The organism is Citrobacter sp. Res13-Sevr-PEB04-36 (assembly GCF_015672735.1).
In the GTDB taxonomy this organism is placed as follows: domain Bacteria; phylum Pseudomonadota; class Gammaproteobacteria; order Enterobacterales; family Enterobacteriaceae; genus Citrobacter.
On the sequence record NZ_JADABY010000006.1, the window covers coordinates 36,021 to 57,464 of the forward strand.

Consider the following 21,444-nt stretch of genomic DNA (forward strand, 5'->3'; position numbering starts at 1 on the left):
CACGAGTAGCGGAGGAATCTCAATTGCGCGGATGACGCAGCGCCTGCGCCAATTCCCCGCGGGTAAACGGTTTTCGCAAAAGTGCCACCTCGGGCAGGGCCGGGTTATGTGCCGGACGCAAATCCTGGCCGCTGATCAACAGGATGGCTAACTGCGGGTAATGCTTTAGCGCATGGTTAACCACATCCACGCCGCTTAATCCACCGGGCAGCATGAGGTCGCTGATCAGAATATCGATCTCTGAAGACGCGGCCAGCAGGTGCATTGCCTGCTCGCCGTTGGCGGCCTCCAGCGTCAGATAACCCAGCAGATGAAGCTGCTCACACAACGTCTGGCGTACATCGGCCTCATCTTCGAGCACCAACACCAGTTTCTCACCGCTGTTCGCCACGTGTTCCGCCACAGGGACGTCCTGAGGCTGCACCGGCACAATGGCGCGCGGGAGCTGTAACCGGACCGTGGTTCCCTGCCCCGGCGCGCTCTCAATTTCCACCCGACCACCGGACTGACGCACAAAACCGTACACCATCGACAGACCCAGCCCACTGCCGCTGCCGGTCTGTTTGGTGGTGAAGAACGGTTCAAAGACCTGCGCTTTGATCTCCTGCGACATCCCGCAGCCCTGGTCGGCCACCTCCAGCATCACCATGTCCTGCTTGCGTCCGTCGCTGCGCGTGACCCGCTGATTCCAGCTGCGAATTTTAATCGTACCCGCCTGCCCGTCCATCGCATCACGGGCGTTCATCACCAGATTAATAATGGCGTTTTCCAGCTGGCTGACGTCGATCCATGCCGGCCAGGCGGGTGACTGCGCTTCAATCTCCAGCGTCAGCGTCGCCGGTAGCGAATGGCGCATCAGCTCCCCCAGGTTCTCCAGCAACGTTTTCAACTCCACCGCATGTGGGTGCAGCGATTGCTTGCGCGAAAAAGCCAGCAGTCGCTGGGTCAGCAGCGCCCCGCGCTCGGCGGCTTTTAGCGCCCGGTTGATGCGCGGCGCATCGGGCGAGTCCGGACTGACCAAATCCAGACTGCCAATAATCACCGCCAGCAGATTATTGAAGTCATGCGCTAATCCGCCCGTCAGTTGCCCCACCGCCTTCAGCTTTTGGCTGTGCAGTAGCGCTTCTTCCAGTCCCTGACGTTCGGTGCGGTCGATTTCCATTTGCGTCGTTTTTTCTTTCAGCAGCCGGGTGGTGTGCTCCAGCGACGCCGTATTGCGGGCAAACACGCTAAAGGCGCGCGCCAGCTCTCCCAGCTCATCGCGCCGCTGCAGCGCCGGCACGATGACGTCTGATTCTCCATGCGCCAGCCGGGTCATCGCCCGCGAGATAGCCGTCAGGTTAGAACCTAAGTTGCGGTAGATATACCAGCCGGCAAAGCCGGTGATCACCACCGCCAGCAGCGCAAAAATCATAATAAACAGCACCCCGGACTGCAGTTCCTGATGGCTTTGCACCACCCGCTGCTCGGAGATACTCGCCACCTGCGAGACATACTGGTTGATATCGCTGTTGAGGATCGCCACCAGCGCTTTGATATGGAACATATACCAGCTAATCGCCAGGTCACTCTGCTCCAGCGCGGACGAAAGCGGCTCCAGCTTATGCAGTTCCAGGTTGAAGTCGCTAAGAATACGACTCACCAACTGGCTGGGGTTTTGCAGAACAAGCGCGGGCATAACGCCGCCCAACTGTTTGATTACCGAACGCGGCGTCGGCGTTTCAATAGCAGCGACGATCAGGCGATCCATCTGCTCCAGCAGCGCGTTATCTTGCGCGCCGGTGAGTTTTTGCAGATGGCGTAAATAACTTTGATTCTGGTACAGCGAACTGAGCAGAGCGTTTCGTTCCAGGTGCCGCAACTGCCCGCGCTGCAGCATACCTTCCACGCTGCTTTGCAGCTCATTACTGCGTTGGATAATCCGCTCGACCAGCCCCGACTCCTGCTGCGCTAGCGGCGCGTTGGCCAACTGTTCCAGAGAATGCTTAAGCGCGCGCTGGGTCTCCTGTAGCCGTTCCGCTTCACCTTTGTATTCCAGCGCGCCGACGACCTGTGAGAGCCGCACCGCCGCCGTCGCGACGTTCGCCGTGTCGCGCGCCAGATTCATGCTGCCGGTCATGTCATCAACGGTTTGCTGCTGCACCTGTTCCTGGATCTGGCTGGCGTGCTGAAACCCCAGCACCGCCACGCCGCTGACCATCAGCGTGACCGCCACCACCAGCAGATTGAAGAACAGCAATCGCCCGCGCGCACTGGCGAAAAAGTGACGTCCGGGTTGCGGCATATCACGCTCCATGAAGAAAAATCGCAATATGACAAATATGAACGGCTTCTGACATTTTGCATTTACATTCCTGTGATGGACTGCTGATATCGGCCACCCCGCAGGAGATCCGTTATGAGCAAGACACCGGTTCTGGAGATGCGCAATATTGCCAAAGCATTCGGCAAATTTTACGCGCTGAAAGGGGTTGATTTAACGGTGTGGTCCGGAGAAATCCACGCCCTGATGGGTGAAAACGGCGCCGGGAAAAGTACCCTGATGAAGATCCTCGCCGGGGCCTATACCGCCACCAGCGGTGAGATCCTGATTGACGGTCAGCCCTTTCATATTCGCGGACCCAAGGATGCGCTGAGCGCTGGCATCACGCTGATTTATCAGGAGATGCAGCTCGCGCCAAATCTGACGGTAGCGGAAAATATCTTTCTTGGCAGCGAACTGTCGCGCGGTGGTTTGGTACAGCGCAAAGAGATGGTGATGCAGGCGCAAAAGGTCATCGACCGGCTCGGGGCACAGTTTAAGGCCAGCGATCGGGTCATGACGCTGACCATCGCCGAGCAGCAGCAAGTGGAAATAGCCCGCGCCCTGCACCGTAACAGCCGCATCCTGGTCATGGATGAACCCACCGCAGCCCTCTCTTCACGTGAAACCCACCGCCTGTTTGAGCTGATCATGCGCCTGCGTGATGAAGGGATGGCGATTATCTACATCAGTCACCGCATGGCGGAAGTATATGAGCTCTCGGATCGCGTCAGCGTGTTGCGCGACGGGCAGTACGTCGGTAGCCTGACCCGCGACAAGCTCAACGCCTCTGAACTGGTGCGCATGATGGTTGGCCGCCCGTTAAGCGATCTGTTCAACAAAGAGCGCGATATCCCTTTAGGCAAAGCACGCCTGAACGTGCATCACCTGACCGACGGCAGCAAAGTCCAGCCATGCAGTTTACTGGTGCGTTCCGGGGAGATTGTCGGCCTGGCCGGACTGGTCGGTGCCGGTCGCTCCGAGCTGGCGCAGCTGATTTTTGGCGTGCGCAAAGCCATCAGCGGCCTGATTGAAGTCGATGGCGAGCCGGTGGTGATCCACTCCCCGCGTGAGGCCATCGATCACGGCATCGGCTTTCTGACCGAGAACCGCAAAGAACAGGGGCTGTTTTTAGAGCTGGCGGCGGCTGAAAACATCACCATAGCCACGCTGGAGCGTGACGCCAACTGGGGCATGCTGAACCGCAAAAAAGCGCAGACCATCTCCGATGACGCCATTCAATTGCTCAACATCCGCGTGCCCCACGCGCAGGTCCGCGCAGGCGGGCTATCCGGCGGCAATCAGCAAAAATTACTTATCTCGCGCTGGGTGGCGATTGGCCCGCGCATTTTGATCCTCGACGAACCCACGCGCGGCGTGGACGTCGGCGCCAAAAGCGAGATCTACCGGATCATGAACGAGATGGCGCGCAAAGGTGTGGCGATCTTAATGATCTCCAGCGAACTGCCGGAAGTGGTCGGCATGAGTGACCGGGTGTACGTGATGCGCGAAGGCAGTATTGCCGGTGAGCTGAACGGACAAAGCATTACTCAGGAAAATATTATGACGCTGGCAACCGGCGTGAACGACTCCCATCATCAGGCGGTGTCCCATGAATAATCCAACCCCTTCCCAGCCGGTGGTGAAATCCGCCTCGGCGAAAAAAATGTTGATGGGCGATCTGATGCAAACGGTCGGTATCTTGCCCATTTTAATCCTGATTGTGGCGGTATTTGGCTTTATCGCACCCAACTTTTTTACTGAAAGTAACCTGCTCAACATCACGCGTCAGGCGTCGATCAACATCGTGCTGGCGGCGGGGATGACCTTCATCATTCTCACTGGCGGGATCGACCTTTCCGTCGGTTCCATTCTCGGCACCACCGCGGTGGCGGCGATGGTCGTGTCGCTGATCCCGGAGCTGGCAATGTTGTCGATTCCGGCGGCATTGATGCTTGGCCTGGCACTGGGGCTGTTTAACGGCGCGCTGGTCGCCTTTGCCGGACTGCCACCGTTTATCGTCACCCTCGGCACCTATACCGCGCTGCGCGGCGCGGCTTACCTGCTGGCGGACGGCACCACGGTTATCAACTCCAATATCAGCTTCGAGTGGATTGGTAACAACTACCTCGGGCCAATCCCGTGGCTGGTGGTGATTGCGTTGGCGGTCATTGCGGTGTGCTGGTTCATTCTGCGTCGCACCACGTTGGGCGTTCATATTTACGCGGTGGGCGGCAACATGCAGGCCGCGCGGTTAACCGGTATCAAAGTGTGGCTGGTGCTGCTGTTCGTCTACGGCATGAGCGGGCTGCTTTCCGGCCTTGGCGGGGTGATGAGCGCCTCGCGACTGTACAGCGCCAACGGCAACTTGGGCATGGGCTATGAGCTGGACGCCATCGCCGCGGTGATCCTCGGCGGCACCAGTTTTGTCGGCGGGATCGGCACCATCACCGGCACGCTGGTGGGGGCGTTGATTATCGCTACGCTCAATAACGGCATGACGCTAATGGGCGTGTCTTATTTTTGGCAACTGGTGATCAAAGGGGCGGTGATCATCATAGCGGTGCTTATCGACAAATACCGTACCCGACACCATCAAAGTGCATAGACAAGCTTACTGGCCTACCCATTTGTAGGCCTGATAAGCGCAGCGCCATCAGGCGTATAACAACAATACCCTACGTGAGGAAACGAGTATGCGTTTGAAGCCATTAGTTACCGCGCTCTGTGCTGGCGCACTGCTTGCCGCGACGCCGTATGTGCAGGCAAAAGAACTGAAATCCATCGGCGTAACGGTCGGCGATCTTGCCAACCCGTTCTTCGTGCAGATAACCAAAGGTGCGGAGCTGGAAGCGCGCAAGCTGGCGGGGGATAACGTCAAAGTGACGCTGGTGTCCAGCGGCTACGATCTCGGTCAACAGGTGTCGCAGATAGACAACTTTATTGCCGCCAAAGTCGACATGATCATTCTTAACGCGGCGGATTCCAAAGGCATCGGCCCGGCGGTAAAACGGGCGAAAGACGCAGGAATTGTGGTCGTCGCCGTTGACGTGGCAGCGGAAGGTGCTGACGCCACCATCACCTCCGACAACACTCAGGCCGGTGAAATGGCCTGTAAATACATCACCGACCGCCTGAAAGGGAAAGGCAACGTCGTTATCATCAACGGGCCGCCGGTTTCCGCCGTGCAGAACCGCGTGGAAGGCTGCCAGACCGAGTTCAAACGCCACCCGGACATCAAGGTGCTGTCGCATAATCAGAACGCGAAGGGCAGCCGTGAAGGTGGGCTGGAGATCATGACCGCTCTGCTGGCGGCCAATCCGAAGATCGACGGCGTGTTCGCGATTAACGATCCGACAGCGATCGGGGCCGATCTGGCCGCAAAACAGGCGCAGCGTAGCGAATTCTTTATTGTCGGCGTCGACGGATCGCCGGACGGCGAAGAAGCACTGAAGCGGGAAAATTCATTATTTGTGGCGACCCCGGCACAAGATCCGCAGGTGATGGCAGCCAAAGCGGTCGAAATCGGCTATGACATATTGCAGGGTAAACCCGCGCCGAAAGAGCCCGTGCTGATTCCGGTGACGATGATCGATAAGAACAACGTCGGCAGCTATAAGGGTTGGACGGTAAAATAAGTCGCCACAACAACGCCGGATGGCGGCAAAAATGCCTTATCCGGCCTACAAGATCGCTATGAATTTGTAGGCCGGATAAGCGCAGCGCCATCCGGCATTATATTAAGGAGAATTCTGTCCATGAAACGCTCCGCAATAAATGAGATTCTGGGTCACACGCGCCAGTTTTTTTCCTTGCACGACGTGCATCTCCCGCCCTTCGCAAGCTTCCCACCCACCCAATGGCGCAAACTCGACGCCGGAGCCTGGCGTGAAGTCTTTGACCTCAAACTCGGCTGGGACGTCACCGCATTCGGCGGTGATAACTTTGCCGCCCTGGGCTTAACGCTGTTTACCCTGCGTAATGGTTCACCAAAAGGCATGCCCTATGAGAAATGCTACGCCGAAAAAATCATGCACGTCCGCGATGGCCAGGTGACGCCAATGCATTTTCACTGGCGCAAGCGCGAAGACATTATTAATCGCGGCGGCGGTAATTTGATTGTCGAACTGTGGAACGCCGGAGTCAGAGAACAAACGGAAGACAGCGACGTCAGCGTGGTGATTGACGGCTGCCGGCAAACGCACGCCGCAGGCAGCCAGCTGCGCCTGACGCCGGGGGAAAGCATCTGCCTGACGCCCGGTCTGTATCATAGCTTCTGGGCCGAAGAAGGATTTGGCGACGTGCTGGTTGGCGAAGTGTCTTCGGTTAACGACGACGATCACGATAACCATTTCCTGCAACCCATCGCCCGCTATAACGACATTGAAGAAGACGAACCGGCGCTGCTGGTGTTGTGTAACGAATACCGCCTGTTCCGCTAACCAAGGAGCACATTATGCCGTTGATTTCCCTCGCCGATGGCCTCGCCCATGCCCGCGAGCACCGCTATGCCTTAGGCGCGTTTAACGTTCTGGATTCGCACTTCCTGCGTGCGCTGTTTGCCGCCGCGAAGCAGGAACGATCGCCGTTTATTATCAACATTGCCGAAGTGCATTTTAAATATATTTCGCTGGATTCTCTGGTCGAAGCGGTAAAGTTCGAAGCCGCACGCCATGACATTCCGGTGGTGCTTAACCTCGATCACGGCCTGCATTTTGAGTCGGTGGTGCGGGCGCTGCGCTTAGGCTTCAGCTCGGTGATGTTCGATGGTTCTACGCTGGAGTACGAGGAGAATATTCGCCAGACCCGCGAGGTGGTGAAGATGTGCCACGCCGTCGGCGTGTCGGTGGAAGCGGAGCTGGGGGCCGTCGGCGGCGATGAAGGCGGCGCGCTGTACGGCCATGCCGACGAGTCGCTGTTTACCGACCCGATGTTGGCACGAGATTTCGTCGACAGAACCGGCATTGATGCCTTAGCCGTCGCCATTGGCAATGCGCACGGAAAATATAAAGGCGAACCGGTGCTCGACTTCCCGCGCCTGGATGCTATTCGCCAGCAGGCGGCGATCCCACTGGTACTGCACGGCGGCTCCGGCATTAGCGACGACGATTTCCGGCGCGCCATCGAGCTTGGCATCCACAAGATCAACTTCTACACCGGTATGTCACAGGCGGCGCTGGCGGCGGTGGAGTCGCGGATGAACAACCGCCAGCCGCTGTACGACGAATTTGCTGAGCTGCTGCTGGGTATCGAAGAGGCCATTACCGATACCGTTTCCGAACAGATGCGCATCTTTGGCAGCGTGGGGCAGGTCTGATGGAACGCAGAGGCATTATCGCCGCAGGCAATATGCTGGTCGATCATGTGCATCAAATTGTGCAGTGGCCAGAGTGTGGCTGGCTGGCGGAGATCACCCACAGCGAACGCGCGACCGGCGGTGCGCCTCTGAACGTGCTGCTGACGCTGGCGAAAATGCACACCGGGCTACCGCTGCAGGCGGTGGGATTGATCGGTCAGGACAGCGATGGCGACTACATTATGGCGATGCTCGAGCAGTATCACGTGAATCGCCAGCACGTGCAGCGCACCACGTCCGCCCCCACCTCGATGTCGCAGGTGATGACCGACCCAAGCGGCCAGCGCACTTTTTTTCATTCTCCCGGTGCAAACCGGCTGCTGGATCTGCCCGCCTTTGAGCAGCTTGATAGCACGATGAAAATTTTCCATCTCGGCTATCTGCTGCTGCTCGACAGCCTGGACAAGCCGGATGATACCTTTGGCACGCGCAGCGCCCGGCTGCTGGCGCAAATGCGCGACAACGGGTTTGAAACATCGCTGGACCTGGTGTCGCGCAAGGGCGATCCGCGCTATCAGCCGCTGGTAATGCCCGCGCTCCGTCATCTCGATTATCTGGTGATCAACGAGCTGGAAGCCGGCGAGTTCAGCGGGCTGGCGATCCGCCAGCCCAACGGTGAGCTGCATATCCCGCACATCGCCAGCGCCGCACGTGAGCTGCTGGACGCGGGCGTGCGCCAGCGGGTGGTGATCCACTGCCCGGAAGGCGCCTGGGGCGAAACACCGGATCGGGCCGGGGCGTGGATACCGTCACAGTTACTGGCACAGGAGGAGATCGTCGGCAGCGTCGGCGCGGGTGACGCGTTTTGCGCCGGATTTTTGTATGGCTGCCATGAACACTGGCCGCTGGAAGAGAGTATCCGACTGGCGCACGCCTGCGCGCGGGCCAGTTTGTTGTGCGCCAATGCCATCGACGGCGCGAAAACGCTGGCAGAGTTAAAAGCAGAAATGGCTGACGCCTGATGCGCTACGCTTATCAGGCCTACGTTCGCATCGTCCGGAAATATGCCTGATGCGCTGCGCTTATCAGGGCTACGACCGTATCAGGCCTACGGGGTCGTTATCGCTTTTGTAGGCCGGATAAGGCGTTTACGCCGCATCCGGCAACTGCACACGATCACGCCGCCTTATCATGATATTGCACGTCGGCGGCAAACACATAACCCAGCCCGCGCAGGGTTTTTATCAGCATAGGCTGATGCGGGTTGGCTTCTATTTTGCGCCGCAATCGCATGATTAACACGTCGATGGTGCGATCAAACACCTCGACGCTGTCGCTGCGCGTCAGTTCCAGCAGTTGCTCGCGGCTCAACACCCGCCGGGCATGTTGTGCCAGCGCCAGCAGCAGGCTGTATTCGCCCTGCGTCAGGTCGACTTTCAACTGCTGGGGATTACGCAACTGGCAGCCCGCGGTATCCAGATGCCAGCCATTAAAGGAAAGCCCGGTGGTTTGCGCACCCGAGCCTTCAGGCATGAGCACGCCTACGCGTCTGAGCACCGCCTTCACCCGCGCCACCAGCACCCGCGCGTTGAACGGTTTACCGATGTAATCATCAGCGCCCATTTCCAGCCCGACCACCACATCCGACTCACTGCCCATACCCGTTAGCATCACCACCGGCAGGCCGGGCCTCATCTTTTGCACCTGTTGCAGCACCATCAGACCGTTGGTGTCGGGCAGCACCATATCCAGTAATACCAGCGCAATATCCGGCTGAGTCTCAATACAGCGCAACGCCTCCTGCCCGGTATGACAGGCCGTCACGGCAAAGACGTGTTCGCTCAGCACATCCTCCAGGAGTGCGCAGATTGTTACATCATCATCCACAACCAGTATGGCCGGCTTCATTGTTTTTCCCCATCTTGCGCCAACTCAAATGAGTGTGAATGATTCTGCACAGAGTGACAGAGATAAGGCACAAGGACGTGCGGGAAACATAGCCCCGGTCACACTGCCAGGCCGTCACACTTGTAGGATTCGTCACGTCAAATATGACGACAGCCTGTTTTTCGTCAGGGTTTTGCGCAAATGATGCCCGTATTATCGGCTAATGACCCTGATAAAAACATGGCATAAAAGATGCATAACAAAAGCGACAAGCGCGTATGCGCGATTTGATTAACTGGAGCGAGACCGATGAAAAAAGTCGTCACGGTTTGCCCATATTGCGCATCAGGTTGCAAAATCAACCTGGTGGTCGATAACGGCAAAATCGTCCGGGCTGAGGCGGCGCAGGGGAAAACCAACCAGGGTACCTTGTGTCTGAAGGGCTACTATGGCTGGGATTTTATCAACGATACCCAGATCCTAACCCCTCGCCTGAAAACCCCAATGATCCGTCGCCAACGTGGCGGCAAACTGGAATCTGTTTCCTGGGATGAAGCGCTGGATTACGTGGCAACACGCCTGAGCGCCATCAAAGCGAAGTATGGCCCGGATGCCATTCAGACGACCGGTTCATCTCGCGGAACGGGTAATGAAACCAACTATGTAATGCAAAAATTCGCGCGCGCCGTTATTGGTACCAATAACGTTGACTGCTGCGCTCGCGTCTGACACGGCCCTTCGGTTGCAGGTCTGCACCAATCGGTCGGTAACGGCGCAATGAGTAATGCGATTAACGAAATTGATAACACCGATTTAGTGTTTATTTTCGGGTACAACCCGGCGGATTCCCACCCTATCGTGGCGAATCACGTGATTAACGCTAAACGCAACGGGGCGAAAATTATCGTCTGCGATCCGCGCAAAATTGAAACCGCGCGTATTGCCGACATGCACATCGCGTTAAGAAACGGCTCGAATATCGCGCTGCTCAACGCCATGGGTCATGTCATCATCGAAGAAAAACTGTACGACCAGGCGTTCGTCGCCTCACGTACGGAAGGCTTCGAAGAGTACAGCAAGATTGTCGAAGGCTATACGCCAGAGTCCGTCGAAGAGATTACTGGCGTGAGCGCACAGGAAATTCGTCAGGCTGCGCGTATGTACGCATCGGCAAAAAGTGCGGCAATCCTGTGGGGCATGGGCGTGACCCAGTTCTATCAGGGTGTGGAAACCGTGCGTTCACTGACCAGCCTCGCGATGCTGACCGGTAACCTCGGTAAGCCAAGCGTCGGCGTTAACCCGGTACGTGGCCAGAACAACGTTCAGGGCGCGTGCGACATGGGCGCGCTGCCGGATACCTATCCGGGCTATCAGTACGTTAAATTCCCGGAAAACCGCGAGAAGTTCGCCAAAGCCTGGGGCGTGGAAAGTCTACCTGCCCATACCGGCTATCGCATCAGCGAACTGCCGCACCGTGCGGCGCATGGCGAAGTACGCGCGGCGTACATTATGGGTGAAGATCCATTACAGACTGATGCTGAACTGTCCGCAGTGCGCAAAGGCTTTGAGGATCTGGAACTGGTCATCGTGCAGGATATCTTCATGACCAAAACCGCCGCTGCCGCAGACGTTATTTTACCGTCTACGTCATGGGGTGAGCATGAAGGCGTCTTCTCGGCGGCTGACCGTGGTTTCCAGCGCTTCTTTAAAGCGGTTGAACCGAAGTGGGATCTGAAAACGGACTGGCAGATTATCAGTGAAATCGCCACCCGTATGGGCTACCCGATGCACTACAACAACACCCAGGAAATCTGGGATGAGTTGCGTCATCTGTGCCCGGATTTCTACGGTGCCACCTACGAGAAGATGGGCGAACTGGGCTATATCCAGTGGCCTTGCCGCGACACCTCGGATGCCGATCAGGGCACGTCTTACCTCTTCAAAGAGAAGTTCGACACCCCGAATGGTCTGGCGCAGTTCTTCACCTGCGACTGGGTAGCGCCAATCGACAAACTGACCGACGAGTACCCGATGGTCCTGTCGACGGTGCGCGAAGTCGGGCACTACTCTTGCCGTTCAATGACCGGCAACTGTGCGGCGCTGGCGGCATTAGCGGATGAACCGGGCTACGCCCAGATCAACACCGCCGATGCTGAACGTCTGGGCATTCAGGATGAAGAGCTGGTGTGGGTTAACTCACGCAAAGGCCGGGTCATTACCCGTGCAGCAGTCAGCGAACGTCCGAACAAAGGCGCGATTTACATGACCTACCAGTGGTGGATTGGGGCATGTAATGAACTGGTCACCGAGAACCTGAGTCCGATTACCAAAACGCCAGAGTACAAGTACTGTGCCGTCAACGTTGAGCGCATTGCCGACCAGCGTGCTGCCGAGCAGTATGTGATTGATGAGTACACCAAGCTGAAAGCCAGCCTGCGCGAAAGCGCGATGGGCTGATCTGCCGGATGGCGGCATGAATGCCTTATCCGGCCTACGACCTGTTTCCACTGTAGGCCTGATAAGATGCGTTGGCATCGCCATCAGGCATTTTCCTTACAACGGTCTCCATTCGGAGGCCGTTTTTTTATGCAAATAATCTCTCTATACTGTTCGTTCCCTACTCTAAATCTAAAAATAAGATGAAACGACTTTTCGCCTTGATGGTGTTATTGACATGTTTTGCCCATGCCGAAGAACCTGGTAGCCAGTTCCTGAAGGCCGCCGAGGCTGGAGACCGACGCGCACAATACTTTCTCGCCGATACCTGGTTTAGTTCAGGCGATTTGAGTAAAGCCGAATACTGGGCGCAAAAGGCCGCCGACAATGGAGATTCGGACGCCTGGGCTTTGTTGGCACAAATTAAAATTACCAATCCAGTCAGTCTGGATTATCCGCAAGCCAAAACGCTGGCTGAAAAAGCGGCCCAGGCGGGCAGTAAGAGCGGCGAAATTACCCTGGCACGGATCCTGGTCAATACCCAGGCGGGGCATACCGATTACCCCAAAGCCATTACGCTGTTACAAAACGCCTCGGAGAATCTGGAGAGCGACTCCGCCGTTGATGCACAGATGCTGCTCGGCCTGATTTACGCCAACGGCGTAGGCATTCCCGCAGACGATGACAAAGCCACCTGGTATTTCAAACGCAGCTCCGCTATTTCGCGTACCGGGTATTCCGAGTACTGGGCCGGGATGATGTTCCTGAACGGTGAGCAGGGTTTTATTGAGAAGAACAAACAAAAGGCGCTGCACTGGTTGAATCTGAGTTGTACGGAAGGGTTTGATACCGGCTGCGAGGAGTTTGATAAGTTAACGAACGGGTAATGGTGTAAGCGTTGTCGTTGTAGGCCTGATAAGCGTAGCGCCATCAGGCAACCCGGAGCAGATTGCCGGATGGCGGCGCAAGTGCCTTATCCGGCCTACAGACCGTCGCTGCCCGTAGGCCGGATAAGCGGTGGCGCCATCCGGCAATCTGTCATTACTTACTGATTGGCGGTCTTATCAAAACGACCCAATACTTCACGCTCATAGGCCAGCGCTTTTTTACGGTCAAATTTGTGTTCCCACTTGGCGATAACCAGTACCGCCAGCGCGTTACCCACCACGTTTAGCGCCGTACGCGCCATGTCGAGGATACGATCAACACCGGCGATAAACGCCAGACCTTCCAGCGGAATGCCCACGCTACCCAATGTTGCCAGCAGCACCACAAACGACACGCCCGGCACGCCCGCGATCCCTTTCGAGGTCACCATCAGCGTCAGCACCAGTACAATTTCCTGCCACAACGACAGGTCAATGCCGTACAGCTGGGCGATAAAAATCGCGGCGATACTCTGGTACAGCGTCGAACCGTCAAGGTTGAACGAATACCCGGTCGGCACCACAAAACTGGTGATTGAGGCCGGTGCGCCATAGGCTTCCATCTTCTCAATAATACGCGGCAGCACGCTCTCAGAGCTGGCGGTAGAGTAGGCCAGAATCAGCTCGTCTTTCAGAATACGAATCAGGATCCAGATGCTCAAACCGCACACGCGCGCCACGATACCGAGCACCACCAGCGCGAAGAACAGGATGGCGAAATGCACCAGCAGCACCAGCTTCGCCAGCGGCCACAGGGAGGCAAAACCGAAGTTCGCCACGGTGACGGCGATCAGCGCAAAAACACCGACCGGCGCATAACGCATCACCATGTGCGTTACTTTAAACATCGTTTCAGAGATGGAACGGAACACGGTTACCAGCGGTTCGCGGTGAGTGGCCGGCAGTGAAGACAGGCCCAGACCAAACAGCACCGAGAAGAAGATAATCGGCAGCATGTCGCCTTTCGCCATCGACGCAACGATGTTGGTCGGCACCAGTGACAAAATCGTACCCATCAGGCCATGCGCGTGGCTCTGCACTTCTGCGGTTGTACTTTGATATTTCGAAATATCCACGGTCGCCAGCTGCGACATATCGACACCGGTACCAGGCTGGAACACATTCGCCAGCGTGATGCCGAGGATAATTGCCACGGTGGTGATCACTTCGAAATAGATAATGGTTTTGGCGCCAATACGGCCCAGCTGTTTGGCATCACCTACCCCGGCAATACCGACGATCAGCGTGGAGATAACAATCGGCACAACAATCATTTTGATCAGGTGGATAAAGATATCCCCTGCCGGAGACAGCAGGTTGACCACCAGCCATTCGCGGCTGTCACTGTGGTAATGCAGGTAACTCCCCAGCAAAATGCCCAGCACCATGGCGATCAAAATCTGCCAGGCCAGGCTGACTTTCAAATTTTTCATAACAACGGACTTCCTCGATGGAGCGCTATTTCACATATAACCTATGGGAATAGTACATACTGAAAGGGTATGAATTGTGTTGCGTTCGTTTATAGAATTTTTTAACGCTTATACCCAAAACAATTCGAGTTGCAGGAAGTCGGCGACGCAGCAAATCCTCAGGAGCTTACATGAGTAAGTGACTGGGGAGAGCGAGGAAAGCCAACACACCTGCAGCTTGAAGTATGACGGGTATATTATCATTATCATCTGCATGGCATTCCGCGCAACCCTTTAAGAACAGGGCCTTTAGCTGATTTTATGCATAAAAACGCGAGTTTGTGCGGGTCATCATGAATAACTTTTTGTTATAAAAGAATATTTATTTGATAAAAAATGAAGAATTATGACTGTGCGTTTTTTTCGCTAATTTGTTCAACTGCTGTTTTTTTACACAGTGAAAACGATGCAAATCACAAAAAAACAAAATTATTTTTGTCGATTCTGCAGCAATTTCGCCATATTGATCGAGTCAATCAATTGAGCACGATCCACCCTCGGTGAGTTTAAATCGAGGACTGTTTGCCACTGCAAAATAGCTTGCGCGTAGTCGGCCTGCATAAACGCATCGGCAGCCAGCAGCATCAGCGCGGTGACTTCTGTCGGGTCCAGCGCCAGCGATTTATCGATCATCTCACGGGTTTGCGGCGTCATGTGCTGCCCGGCCTGATAGTACAGCACCGTCGCCAGCGCCGAATAGATCTCGGCGTTTTCACCGCGCAAACGCAGCGCCTGCTCATAGGCCAGTAGCGCATTATGATACGCGTTTTGCCAAAGATAATACTCACCCAGTTGCGCCCACTGCGTGCTGTCCTGCGGGTTGGCTCGTATTTTTGACTGCAACGAAAGCAGCTGTTTTTCCTGCATATTTTCATCAGAAAACGCGTGCAACGGGTCCGCCAGTCGCGCCTGCTCTTGCTGGACAGCCTGCCATTTTGGCGACAATAAATACCCTCCAGTGCAGACAACCACCATCAGCACAGCCACAGCAGCCAGGCGTTTTACCGGCATCGGACGTAACGGTGTACAACATTCAGGCTGACTCATCGTTCGTCCTCTTCTATACGCTGACACGTTCTCACCCGCCAGATAATCACGCCCACCAAAAGCAATAACAGGCACGGCAACGCCCACAGCAGCAGCGTTTGCTCATTGAGCGGCGGGTTATAGCGGACGAAATCACCGTAACGATCGGTCATCCACGTGGTGATCTCGTGTTCACTTTTACCCTCTGCCACCATGCTGTAAACCTGATGACGCATACTGACCGCCACCGGCGCATTGGACTCCAGTAAGTTTTGATTCTGGCACTGTGGGCAGCGCAACTGGCTGGCAATAGACAGTGCCTTTTCCTGCTGTTGCGGGTTGTCAAAACGCCAGGTGTCGACAACCTGGGCATGCGTAGCGAAAGTGATGAAAAACAAGACGATCGTTAAGAGTAAAAACTTTCTGCCGGATGGCGCTGCGCTTATCCGGCCTACGGTTTGCGTACCCTGTAGGCCGGATAAAGCGTTTACGCCGCCATCCGGCAACGCTGTGATTAATTTACGCATCGCGCTTTCTCCCCCGCCAGCCGCTGAGCAGCGCACCGAGCACCATCAGCAGCCCTCCGCCCCAAATCCAACGTACGCCGCTTTGCACGTACAGGCGCATGGCGTAGCGCTCCGGTCCGGTTTTTTCGCCAATCACCGCGTACCAGTCGTGCAGCAGGTTCCAACGGATACCCGGCTCCATCATTTGTTGGCGACGCGCGGCATAGAAGCGTCTTTCGGGCTGCAGGCTGCCGATGCGTTTCTCATCCTGCCAGAGCGTAATCAGCGCTTTCTCGCTGGTGTAGTTTCCTTTTGCTTCCAGAGAGAGGTGCTCAAAGCGGAAAACATAACCCGCCAGTTCAACCTGCTGTCCAGGACTCAGATTCAGACTCATTTCCTGGCGGCTCCCGCTGGAGAACACAATCCCTGCCGCAAAAACCAGCACACCAGCATGCGCCAGCAGCGCCGGAAGCTGGCTTCGCAGCGGCACCTTCCGGCTTCTGATCGTCGCTATTACGATGACCACCAGCATCAGCAGGCCAAACGGCAGCGTTGCACGGTTGAAGTAAGGTGCCCCAACGGAGAGTCGTCCCCAACCAAACAGGCCGTAAATCATCGGATACAGCGTGCCAATCAGCACAATCAGCAGCACCGCGCAAAACAGCAGCAGCGCGACCAGAATCATCATCTCACGCGACCAGCCGCCAAAACGTACCGTGTGACCTACGTCCCGCGCGCGCCAGGCATACAGACCGAGCGAGGCCAGACTTAACACGGTAAACAGCGCAAACAGCGGTGCAGCGCGGACGTTGTCCAGCGCGAAGGCATGAACAGAAACCAGAATGCCGGAACGCACAATCAGCGTGCCCAGCAGGGATAAGATCAGCGTGACAATCGCCAGTAGCAGCGACCAGTGCTGGAAGCCTCCACGCTGGCGCGAGACATACAGGCTGTGCAGTAGCGCGCTGGCGGAAAGCCAGGGTAATAAGGAGGCGTTTTCTACCGGGTCCCAGAACCACCAGCCGCCCCAGCCCAGTTCGCAATAGGCCCACCAGGAGCCAAGAATGATACCCAGCGTCAGGGCGCACCAGCCGGGCAGTGCCCAGCGCCAGCACACCCAGGCAGTCTGTGCATTTAAGCCGCCACGCAGCAGCGAAGCCAGCGCCACGCCGGCCGCCACCATCAGCCCACCGTAGCCCAGATACAGCAGCGGTGGATGCAGAATCAGCCCCAGATGTTGCAGCATCGGGTTCAGGTCGCGTCCTTCAATTGCCGGCGGGAAGATGCGTACGAACGGATCGGACCACACCACCACGAATAGCAGCAATGACGCGGTCATCATTGACAGGACGCTGAGGGTTAACGGAAACAGCGCGTCCGGCTCGCGCCTGGAGCGCCAGGCGAACAGTGCGCTCCAGGCGGAAAGAAACAGCACCCACAGTAGCAGCGATCCTTCATGACCACCCCACACCGCCGCCAGCTTTAACCCCCACGGCAGCAAGCTATAGCTGTGCTGAGCAACGTAAACAACGGAGAAATCACTGGTCAGGAAACAGAACACCAGAATAGCAAAGGCCAGCAACAGCAACGTAAACTGCGTCCACACGCCCACACAGGCCAGACGCATAACGCCCTGCCAGCGCTGACGTACGCCCGTCAGCACGGCAAGCGGGGTCAATACGTTGACCCCGAGACTTAACAACAATGCCAGAAAACCGGCTTCAGGAAGGAGTACGTCCAGAAATCACCTTGCCCTACGCAACCGTCAGTTGCCCTGCATACAGAATGAAAAAGCGCAGCAACAGCACGCCGGTCAGGCTGGCACCGCATACTGCCAGCACACCGTGAAACGTCGGGCTGCGATTTGCCCAAGGTTTCAGCAGCATCGGCAGGATCAGCCCCAACCCGGCCACGCCCAGCCAGAACCACCAGGTCCAGAAACCACCGCCCAATGCCGCAACCAGCGCGCGCATTTTGCCGTCATCACCCAGCGCCAGCCCAACAAAGAAGGCTGCCAGCAGGAAGATTTCCAGCCACACCACCGGGGTTTCCATGCGGTGTACAAAATGCGCCTCGGTGGTGTGCGGGTTACCGCGATGGCGTAATGCCATGGCGATCAGCGCCACCGCCGCACCGGACGATATCCCGGAGAACAGGAACAGCACTGGCAGGATCGGGTTATTCAGGAATGGATAGGATTTCAATGCCGACAGCAGGAACCCAGTGTAGGCCCCGAGCAGCACCGCCAGCACCAGCATCACCGTTTCCAGCAGACGATGGAACGGTGTGATCAGCGCCAACAGTTTTGGCACGATCGCCAACCGTGGCACGAAGCGCTGTTGCAGGGCAATCACTTCTTTTTCAAAGATTTTTGCCAGCCACAGCACCAGCACCACCATATACAACTGGAACAACATGACTCCCATCGACATCACCGAGGTGAAGCTATAGTGGAACATCAGTTTCCAGAAGGTCCATGGACGCGTCAGGTGAAAAACCAGGATCAGCAGGCCAAGAATAATCGCTCCCGGCCCGAGTACCAGCGTGGTACGTAGTAACGTACTGTCTGAACCACCCGATTCCGGATGCAGCCGTCGCAACAATACCGCCAGCGTGACCAGCCCGGCGGAAATACCGATGAGGAACAGATAGATGGCGATGGGCCAGTCCCACACCAGTGATTCAAAATGGAATGCAGAAGCGGGTGTCATTGGCTCACCTCCCCGTATTTAAAGGGAACGCGGTAGACCTTCGGTTTGGTGCCCAGCGCCAGCTTGTAACGGTAGGTATTTTTCTGGTGCAACAGACGAGAGATCTCGCTGTTGGGATCGTCCAGATTACCAAACGTCAGCGCTTTCGTCGGACATGACTCAACGCAGGCAGGCTGCTTGCCCGCTTTCAGGTTGGTTTTACGGCAGAAGTCGCATTTATCCGCCGTCTTGTTGACCGGATGAATAAAGCGCACACGGTACGGGCAGGCGGCGATGCAATACTGGCAACCGACGCACAAATCCGGGTTCACATCCACAATACCGGTGGCGGCATCGCGATACGATGCCCCCGTCGGGCAGACGTCAACGCAGGGGGCATGATCGCAGTGCTGACACGAGTGGCGGAAGAAACGGTACTTCACATCAGGAAACGTCCCCAGCGGCTCGCTGCGAATAATCGTCAGACGCGATACACCTTCCGGCACGTTGTTCACTTCCCGACAGGCATCCATGCAGGCGGTACAGCCGATGCATAATGACTCATCATGTATCATGCCGTAACGCACGCCGTTGATGTTTAACGTCTTCGCCACGACGCGTCCCGCCGTCCCGCTAACAGCCACCAGCGCGCCGACGCCGGTGATAAACTGGCGACGAGAGCAACTCATGGATGCTCCTTAAGCAAGGGAATCGACGCCGGATTAAAGTTTGGATTGTTACGCTGATCGCTGTGGCAATCGACGCAAATCTTGATCCGTCCTTTATCGCTTAGCGTCTGCATCGTGTCTTGCTTCGGATGCAGTGAGTGACAGCTGGCACACGCTACTTTCGTCACGTGGACATCGTGCGGCCAGAACGCTTTTTGCAACTGCTCAGGCAGGTGACAGGACATACAGACGCTGTTTTGCTGCTCCACGTTGTACATCGGCTCGTTAAAGCGCATCACATCCTTCACCCCTTCGCGGTGATTGGGTGACGGCTGGCCGTGACAGTTGGTGCAGGTGACCGGCAGTTTATTATTCGGGTTGATCACTTCGGCATGTTTACCATGCATGCCTTCGGTATCGGGCTTGTGACAATCCAGACAAGCGGCATCCGGATTACGCTGTTGGGTTACCGTAAAGCGTTGATCCGAGTCCTGTGGCGTGGGGGTAGCGGCATTCCCGCACAGGCTCCAGAACAGGCCTGACGCCAGCACCCCAGCAGTTAATAACGAACGTAGTACGCTCATATTCACTCCGTTGAGTTATCCGCCCCTTACGGGGCGGAAGGGGGTTATTGGCTTAACAGACCGTTTTTACGCGCCTGGTCTTCCCACTGCGGAATCACCGTTTTGATGAAGTCCTGCTTCTCAGCATTGATTTGCTGCATGTTCAAACCGATCGCTTTCTGGGCTTTCTCTTTCGTCGAGATATCCGGCAGCGGAATTTCATGGGTGATGCCTTTGGTCGCCAGCAAACGAACCAGTTTGGTACGTGCATCGGCGGCTTTATCCATCGCGCTACCCAACATGCGCAGGCCTTCTTCCGGCGCGTGCATGTGAATACCGTGCGAGGCAATTGACAGATCCCAGCGCCATTGCGCGTGGCGAATGTCTTCCAGAATCGGCTTCATTTCAGCTTCCGTTGCGCCCGCATCCCATGCGGCTTTCGCTTCGAAGTGAGCATGTACCAGCTGATCTTCCACCTTGATTTTCAGGTCATGAATCGCTTGTTTACGCTCGGCAACCACTTTTTGCAGGGACGCTTTGTCCTGGGTGTGGCAGTTGGCGCAGGTCTGAGGGAAGTTATCGAACGGGTTACCAATTTTATGGTCGGTGTAGATCTTGCCTTCGGCGTTTTGCACTTTCGGCATGTGACAGTCAATACAGGTCACGTTGTTCTTGCCGTGAATGCCCGCAGTCCAGGTTTCATATTCCGGGTGCTGCGCTTTCAGCATCGGCGTTTTAGACAGGGAGTTGGTCCAGTCAGAGAACGCAATGGCGTCGTAGTATTTCTCCATGTTCTCGACTTTCATCCCCTCGTCCCACGGGAACTTAACGGCTTTGTTTTTACCGTCGAAGTAGTACTCCACGTGACACTGACCGCAGACCATGGACTGCTGATCAAAGCGACCGGCTTTATCGAACGGTTTACCGATGCTTTCCATCGCGCGTTCCGCATAAGGACGAGACAGCGTCAGCTCTGGTTTCCCTTTGGCAAAATCTGCCGACGCGGTGTTATGGCAATCTGCACAGCCTAAGTTGTTAACAATTTCCGGACCGCCGCGCGCCCATTTGCCGTGGAAGTAACCGTCTTCGCCGTCTTTCTGGATCAGACGCGCCACATCAGGGCTTTTACAGCTCCAGCAGGCCATTGGCAGCGGGCCGTCTTCTGCGGTTTTAGGCGCGCCGGTACGTAAGGTTTCACGGACATCAGTCACGGCGTACGCGTGCCCACGTGGTTTGTTGTAATCACGCGAGAAAGGATATCCCGCCCACAGAATCACCAGTCGCGGATCTTCTGCCAGCGCATCTTCACGTGCGGACTGCTCCGACGTGGCTTTCCAGGAGAGGTATTGATCGGGATGCTGAGGAGCGAAGGTTTCATTCTTCGCTTCAACGGTGACGGTTTTTGCGGGTACTGGGGTTTGTTCAGCGTGAACGGCAGAGATAAATAAAAACGGTAAGATCAGGCTGAAGAAACGGAGTACGGGTGATTTTGTCCTTGCCATAGGGGGGTCTCATCCAGATGACGCCATTGTCTGCAATGGCGATTCTTTTATTGTTTTCCATAACAGCAACCACACTTATACTGTCATGACATTGCTCCACCCTCTTTGTAACAAAAAACCACACTTAAAATGTTGTTTTTAATCAATTGTAAGTGCATGTAAAATACCAC

The 21,444-nt window shown here is 56.2% G+C and carries 16 protein-coding genes and 1 pseudogene; 8 read left to right on the forward strand and 9 right to left on the reverse strand.

From position 1 onward, the window contains the following. Nucleotides 1-19: 19 nt before the first annotated feature. Nucleotides 20-2,284 carry an ATP-binding protein gene (locus IMQ48_RS01385; protein WP_196207602.1) on the reverse strand — a complete coding sequence of 755 codons (2,265 nt, stop codon included), beginning with the start codon at nucleotides 2,282-2,284 and terminating at the stop codon, nucleotides 20-22. A 114-nt stretch (nucleotides 2,285-2,398) separates the two neighbouring features. On the opposite strand from IMQ48_RS01385, the gene IMQ48_RS01390 reads away from it, so the two are divergent. The 6 genes from IMQ48_RS01390 to IMQ48_RS01415 all read left to right on the forward strand — a co-directional run bounded on the left by IMQ48_RS01390 (nucleotide 2,399) and on the right by IMQ48_RS01415 (nucleotide 8,620). Further along, complete coding sequence (locus tag IMQ48_RS01390; RefSeq protein WP_196207603.1) at nucleotides 2,399-3,922, forward strand: sugar ABC transporter ATP-binding protein; 1,524 nt, start codon at nucleotides 2,399-2,401, stop codon at nucleotides 3,920-3,922. Continuing rightward, nucleotides 3,915-4,910: a ribose ABC transporter permease gene (locus tag IMQ48_RS01395; RefSeq protein WP_196207604.1), complete on the forward strand. Its 996-nt coding sequence runs from the start codon at nucleotides 3,915-3,917 to the stop codon at nucleotides 4,908-4,910. The genes IMQ48_RS01390 and IMQ48_RS01395 overlap by 8 nt, the downstream gene beginning before the upstream one ends. Nucleotides 4,911-4,998: 88 nt before the next feature. After that, nucleotides 4,999-5,940, forward strand: coding sequence for an ABC transporter substrate-binding protein (locus IMQ48_RS01400; protein ID WP_096758671.1), 942 nt, complete (start codon nucleotides 4,999-5,001; stop codon nucleotides 5,938-5,940). Nucleotides 5,941-6,060: 120 nt separating this feature from the next. Further along, nucleotides 6,061-6,744 carry a D-lyxose/D-mannose family sugar isomerase gene (locus IMQ48_RS01405; protein WP_196207605.1) on the forward strand — a complete coding sequence of 228 codons (684 nt, stop codon included), beginning with the start codon at nucleotides 6,061-6,063 and terminating at the stop codon, nucleotides 6,742-6,744. Between the two features lie 14 nt (nucleotides 6,745-6,758). Further along, nucleotides 6,759-7,619 carry a ketose 1,6-bisphosphate aldolase gene (locus IMQ48_RS01410; RefSeq protein ID WP_196207606.1) on the forward strand — a complete coding sequence of 287 codons (861 nt, stop codon included), beginning with the start codon at nucleotides 6,759-6,761 and terminating at the stop codon, nucleotides 7,617-7,619. Continuing rightward, nucleotides 7,616-8,620 (forward strand): carbohydrate kinase family protein, encoded by a 1,005-nt coding sequence (locus tag IMQ48_RS01415; protein ID WP_196207665.1) that lies wholly within the window; start codon nucleotides 7,616-7,618, stop codon nucleotides 8,618-8,620. Before IMQ48_RS01410 ends, IMQ48_RS01415 begins: the two co-directional genes overlap by 4 nt. 154 nt (nucleotides 8,621-8,774) lie before the next feature. Here IMQ48_RS01415 and IMQ48_RS01420 read toward each other — a convergent pair whose 3' ends face one another. Beyond that, nucleotides 8,775-9,506 (reverse strand): response regulator, encoded by a 732-nt coding sequence (locus IMQ48_RS01420; protein ID WP_196207607.1) that lies wholly within the window; start codon nucleotides 9,504-9,506, stop codon nucleotides 8,775-8,777. Between the two features lie 288 nt (nucleotides 9,507-9,794). Here IMQ48_RS01420 and fdhF point away from each other — a divergent pair, with 288 nt between their 5' ends. Both fdhF and yjcO read left to right on the forward strand, forming a co-directional pair. After that, on the forward strand, nucleotides 9,795-11,942 hold the full coding sequence (fdhF, locus tag IMQ48_RS01425; protein WP_196207608.1) for a formate dehydrogenase subunit alpha: 2,148 nt from the start codon (nucleotides 9,795-9,797) through the stop codon (nucleotides 11,940-11,942). A 182-nt stretch (nucleotides 11,943-12,124) separates the two neighbouring features. Beyond that, nucleotides 12,125-12,808, forward strand: coding sequence for a Sel1 family TPR-like repeat protein YjcO (gene yjcO, locus IMQ48_RS01430; protein WP_117343592.1), 684 nt, complete (start codon nucleotides 12,125-12,127; stop codon nucleotides 12,806-12,808). Between the two features lie 158 nt (nucleotides 12,809-12,966). Here yjcO and gltP read toward each other — a convergent pair whose 3' ends face one another. From gltP to nrfA, 7 genes and pseudogenes are all read right to left on the reverse strand, one after another. After that, a complete protein-coding gene (gltP, locus tag IMQ48_RS01435) occupies nucleotides 12,967-14,280 on the reverse strand; it encodes a glutamate/aspartate:proton symporter GltP (RefSeq protein WP_196207609.1) in 1,314 nt (437 codons plus the stop codon). 468 nt (nucleotides 14,281-14,748) lie between these two features. Beyond that, nucleotides 14,749-15,366: a heme lyase NrfEFG subunit NrfG gene (nrfG, locus tag IMQ48_RS01440; protein ID WP_196207610.1), complete on the reverse strand. Its 618-nt coding sequence runs from the start codon at nucleotides 15,364-15,366 to the stop codon at nucleotides 14,749-14,751. Beyond that, nucleotides 15,363-17,592 (reverse strand): annotated as a pseudogene (gene nrfF / locus IMQ48_RS01450) (heme lyase NrfEFG subunit NrfF). Before nrfF ends, nrfG begins: the two are co-directional and overlap by 4 nt. A 13-nt stretch (nucleotides 17,593-17,605) precedes the next feature. Then, nucleotides 17,606-18,562 (reverse strand): cytochrome c nitrite reductase subunit NrfD, encoded by a 957-nt coding sequence (gene nrfD, locus IMQ48_RS01455; protein WP_196207612.1) that lies wholly within the window; start codon nucleotides 18,560-18,562, stop codon nucleotides 17,606-17,608. Further along, a complete protein-coding gene (gene nrfC / locus IMQ48_RS01460) occupies nucleotides 18,559-19,230 on the reverse strand; it encodes a cytochrome c nitrite reductase Fe-S protein (RefSeq protein ID WP_135912720.1) in 672 nt (223 codons plus the stop codon). Before nrfC ends, nrfD begins: the two co-directional genes overlap by 4 nt. Then, on the reverse strand, nucleotides 19,227-19,793 hold the full coding sequence (gene nrfB, locus IMQ48_RS01465; RefSeq protein ID WP_146718042.1) for a cytochrome c nitrite reductase pentaheme subunit: 567 nt from the start codon (nucleotides 19,791-19,793) through the stop codon (nucleotides 19,227-19,229). The genes nrfC and nrfB overlap by 4 nt, the downstream gene beginning before the upstream one ends. A 44-nt stretch (nucleotides 19,794-19,837) precedes the next feature. Continuing rightward, nucleotides 19,838-21,274, reverse strand: a complete 1,437-nt coding sequence (gene nrfA, locus IMQ48_RS01470; RefSeq protein WP_096758690.1) for an ammonia-forming nitrite reductase cytochrome c552 subunit — start codon at nucleotides 21,272-21,274, stop codon at nucleotides 19,838-19,840. Between the last annotated feature and the right edge of the window lie 170 nt (nucleotides 21,275-21,444).

Bases quoted from the DNA above. Each gene is read 5' to 3' on its own strand.
- IMQ48_RS01385 (WP_196207602.1), bottom strand. From the start codon at position 2,284: ATGCCGCAACCCGGACGTCACTTTTTCGCCAGTGCGCGCGGGCGATTG.
- IMQ48_RS01390 (WP_196207603.1), top strand. From the start codon at position 2,399: ATGAGCAAGACACCGGTTCTGGAGATGCGCAATATTGCCAAAGCATTC.
- IMQ48_RS01395 (WP_196207604.1), top strand. From the start codon at position 3,915: ATGAATAATCCAACCCCTTCCCAGCCGGTGGTGAAATCCGCCTCGGCG.
- IMQ48_RS01400 (WP_096758671.1), top strand. From the start codon at position 4,999: ATGCGTTTGAAGCCATTAGTTACCGCGCTCTGTGCTGGCGCACTGCTT.
- IMQ48_RS01405 (WP_196207605.1), top strand. From the start codon at position 6,061: ATGAAACGCTCCGCAATAAATGAGATTCTGGGTCACACGCGCCAGTTT.
- IMQ48_RS01410 (WP_196207606.1), top strand. From the start codon at position 6,759: ATGCCGTTGATTTCCCTCGCCGATGGCCTCGCCCATGCCCGCGAGCAC.
- IMQ48_RS01420 (WP_196207607.1), bottom strand. From the start codon at position 9,506: ATGAAGCCGGCCATACTGGTTGTGGATGATGATGTAACAATCTGCGCA.
- yjcO (WP_117343592.1), top strand. From the start codon at position 12,125: ATGAAACGACTTTTCGCCTTGATGGTGTTATTGACATGTTTTGCCCAT.
- gltP (WP_196207609.1), bottom strand. From the start codon at position 14,280: ATGAAAAATTTGAAAGTCAGCCTGGCCTGGCAGATTTTGATCGCCATG.
- nrfG (WP_196207610.1), bottom strand. From the start codon at position 15,366: ATGAGTCAGCCTGAATGTTGTACACCGTTACGTCCGATGCCGGTAAAA.
- nrfD (WP_196207612.1), bottom strand. From the start codon at position 18,562: ATGACACCCGCTTCTGCATTCCATTTTGAATCACTGGTGTGGGACTGG.
- nrfC (WP_135912720.1), bottom strand. From the start codon at position 19,230: ATGAGTTGCTCTCGTCGCCAGTTTATCACCGGCGTCGGCGCGCTGGTG.
- nrfB (WP_146718042.1), bottom strand. From the start codon at position 19,793: ATGAGCGTACTACGTTCGTTATTAACTGCTGGGGTGCTGGCGTCAGGC.
- nrfA (WP_096758690.1), bottom strand. From the start codon at position 21,274: ATGGCAAGGACAAAATCACCCGTACTCCGTTTCTTCAGCCTGATCTTA.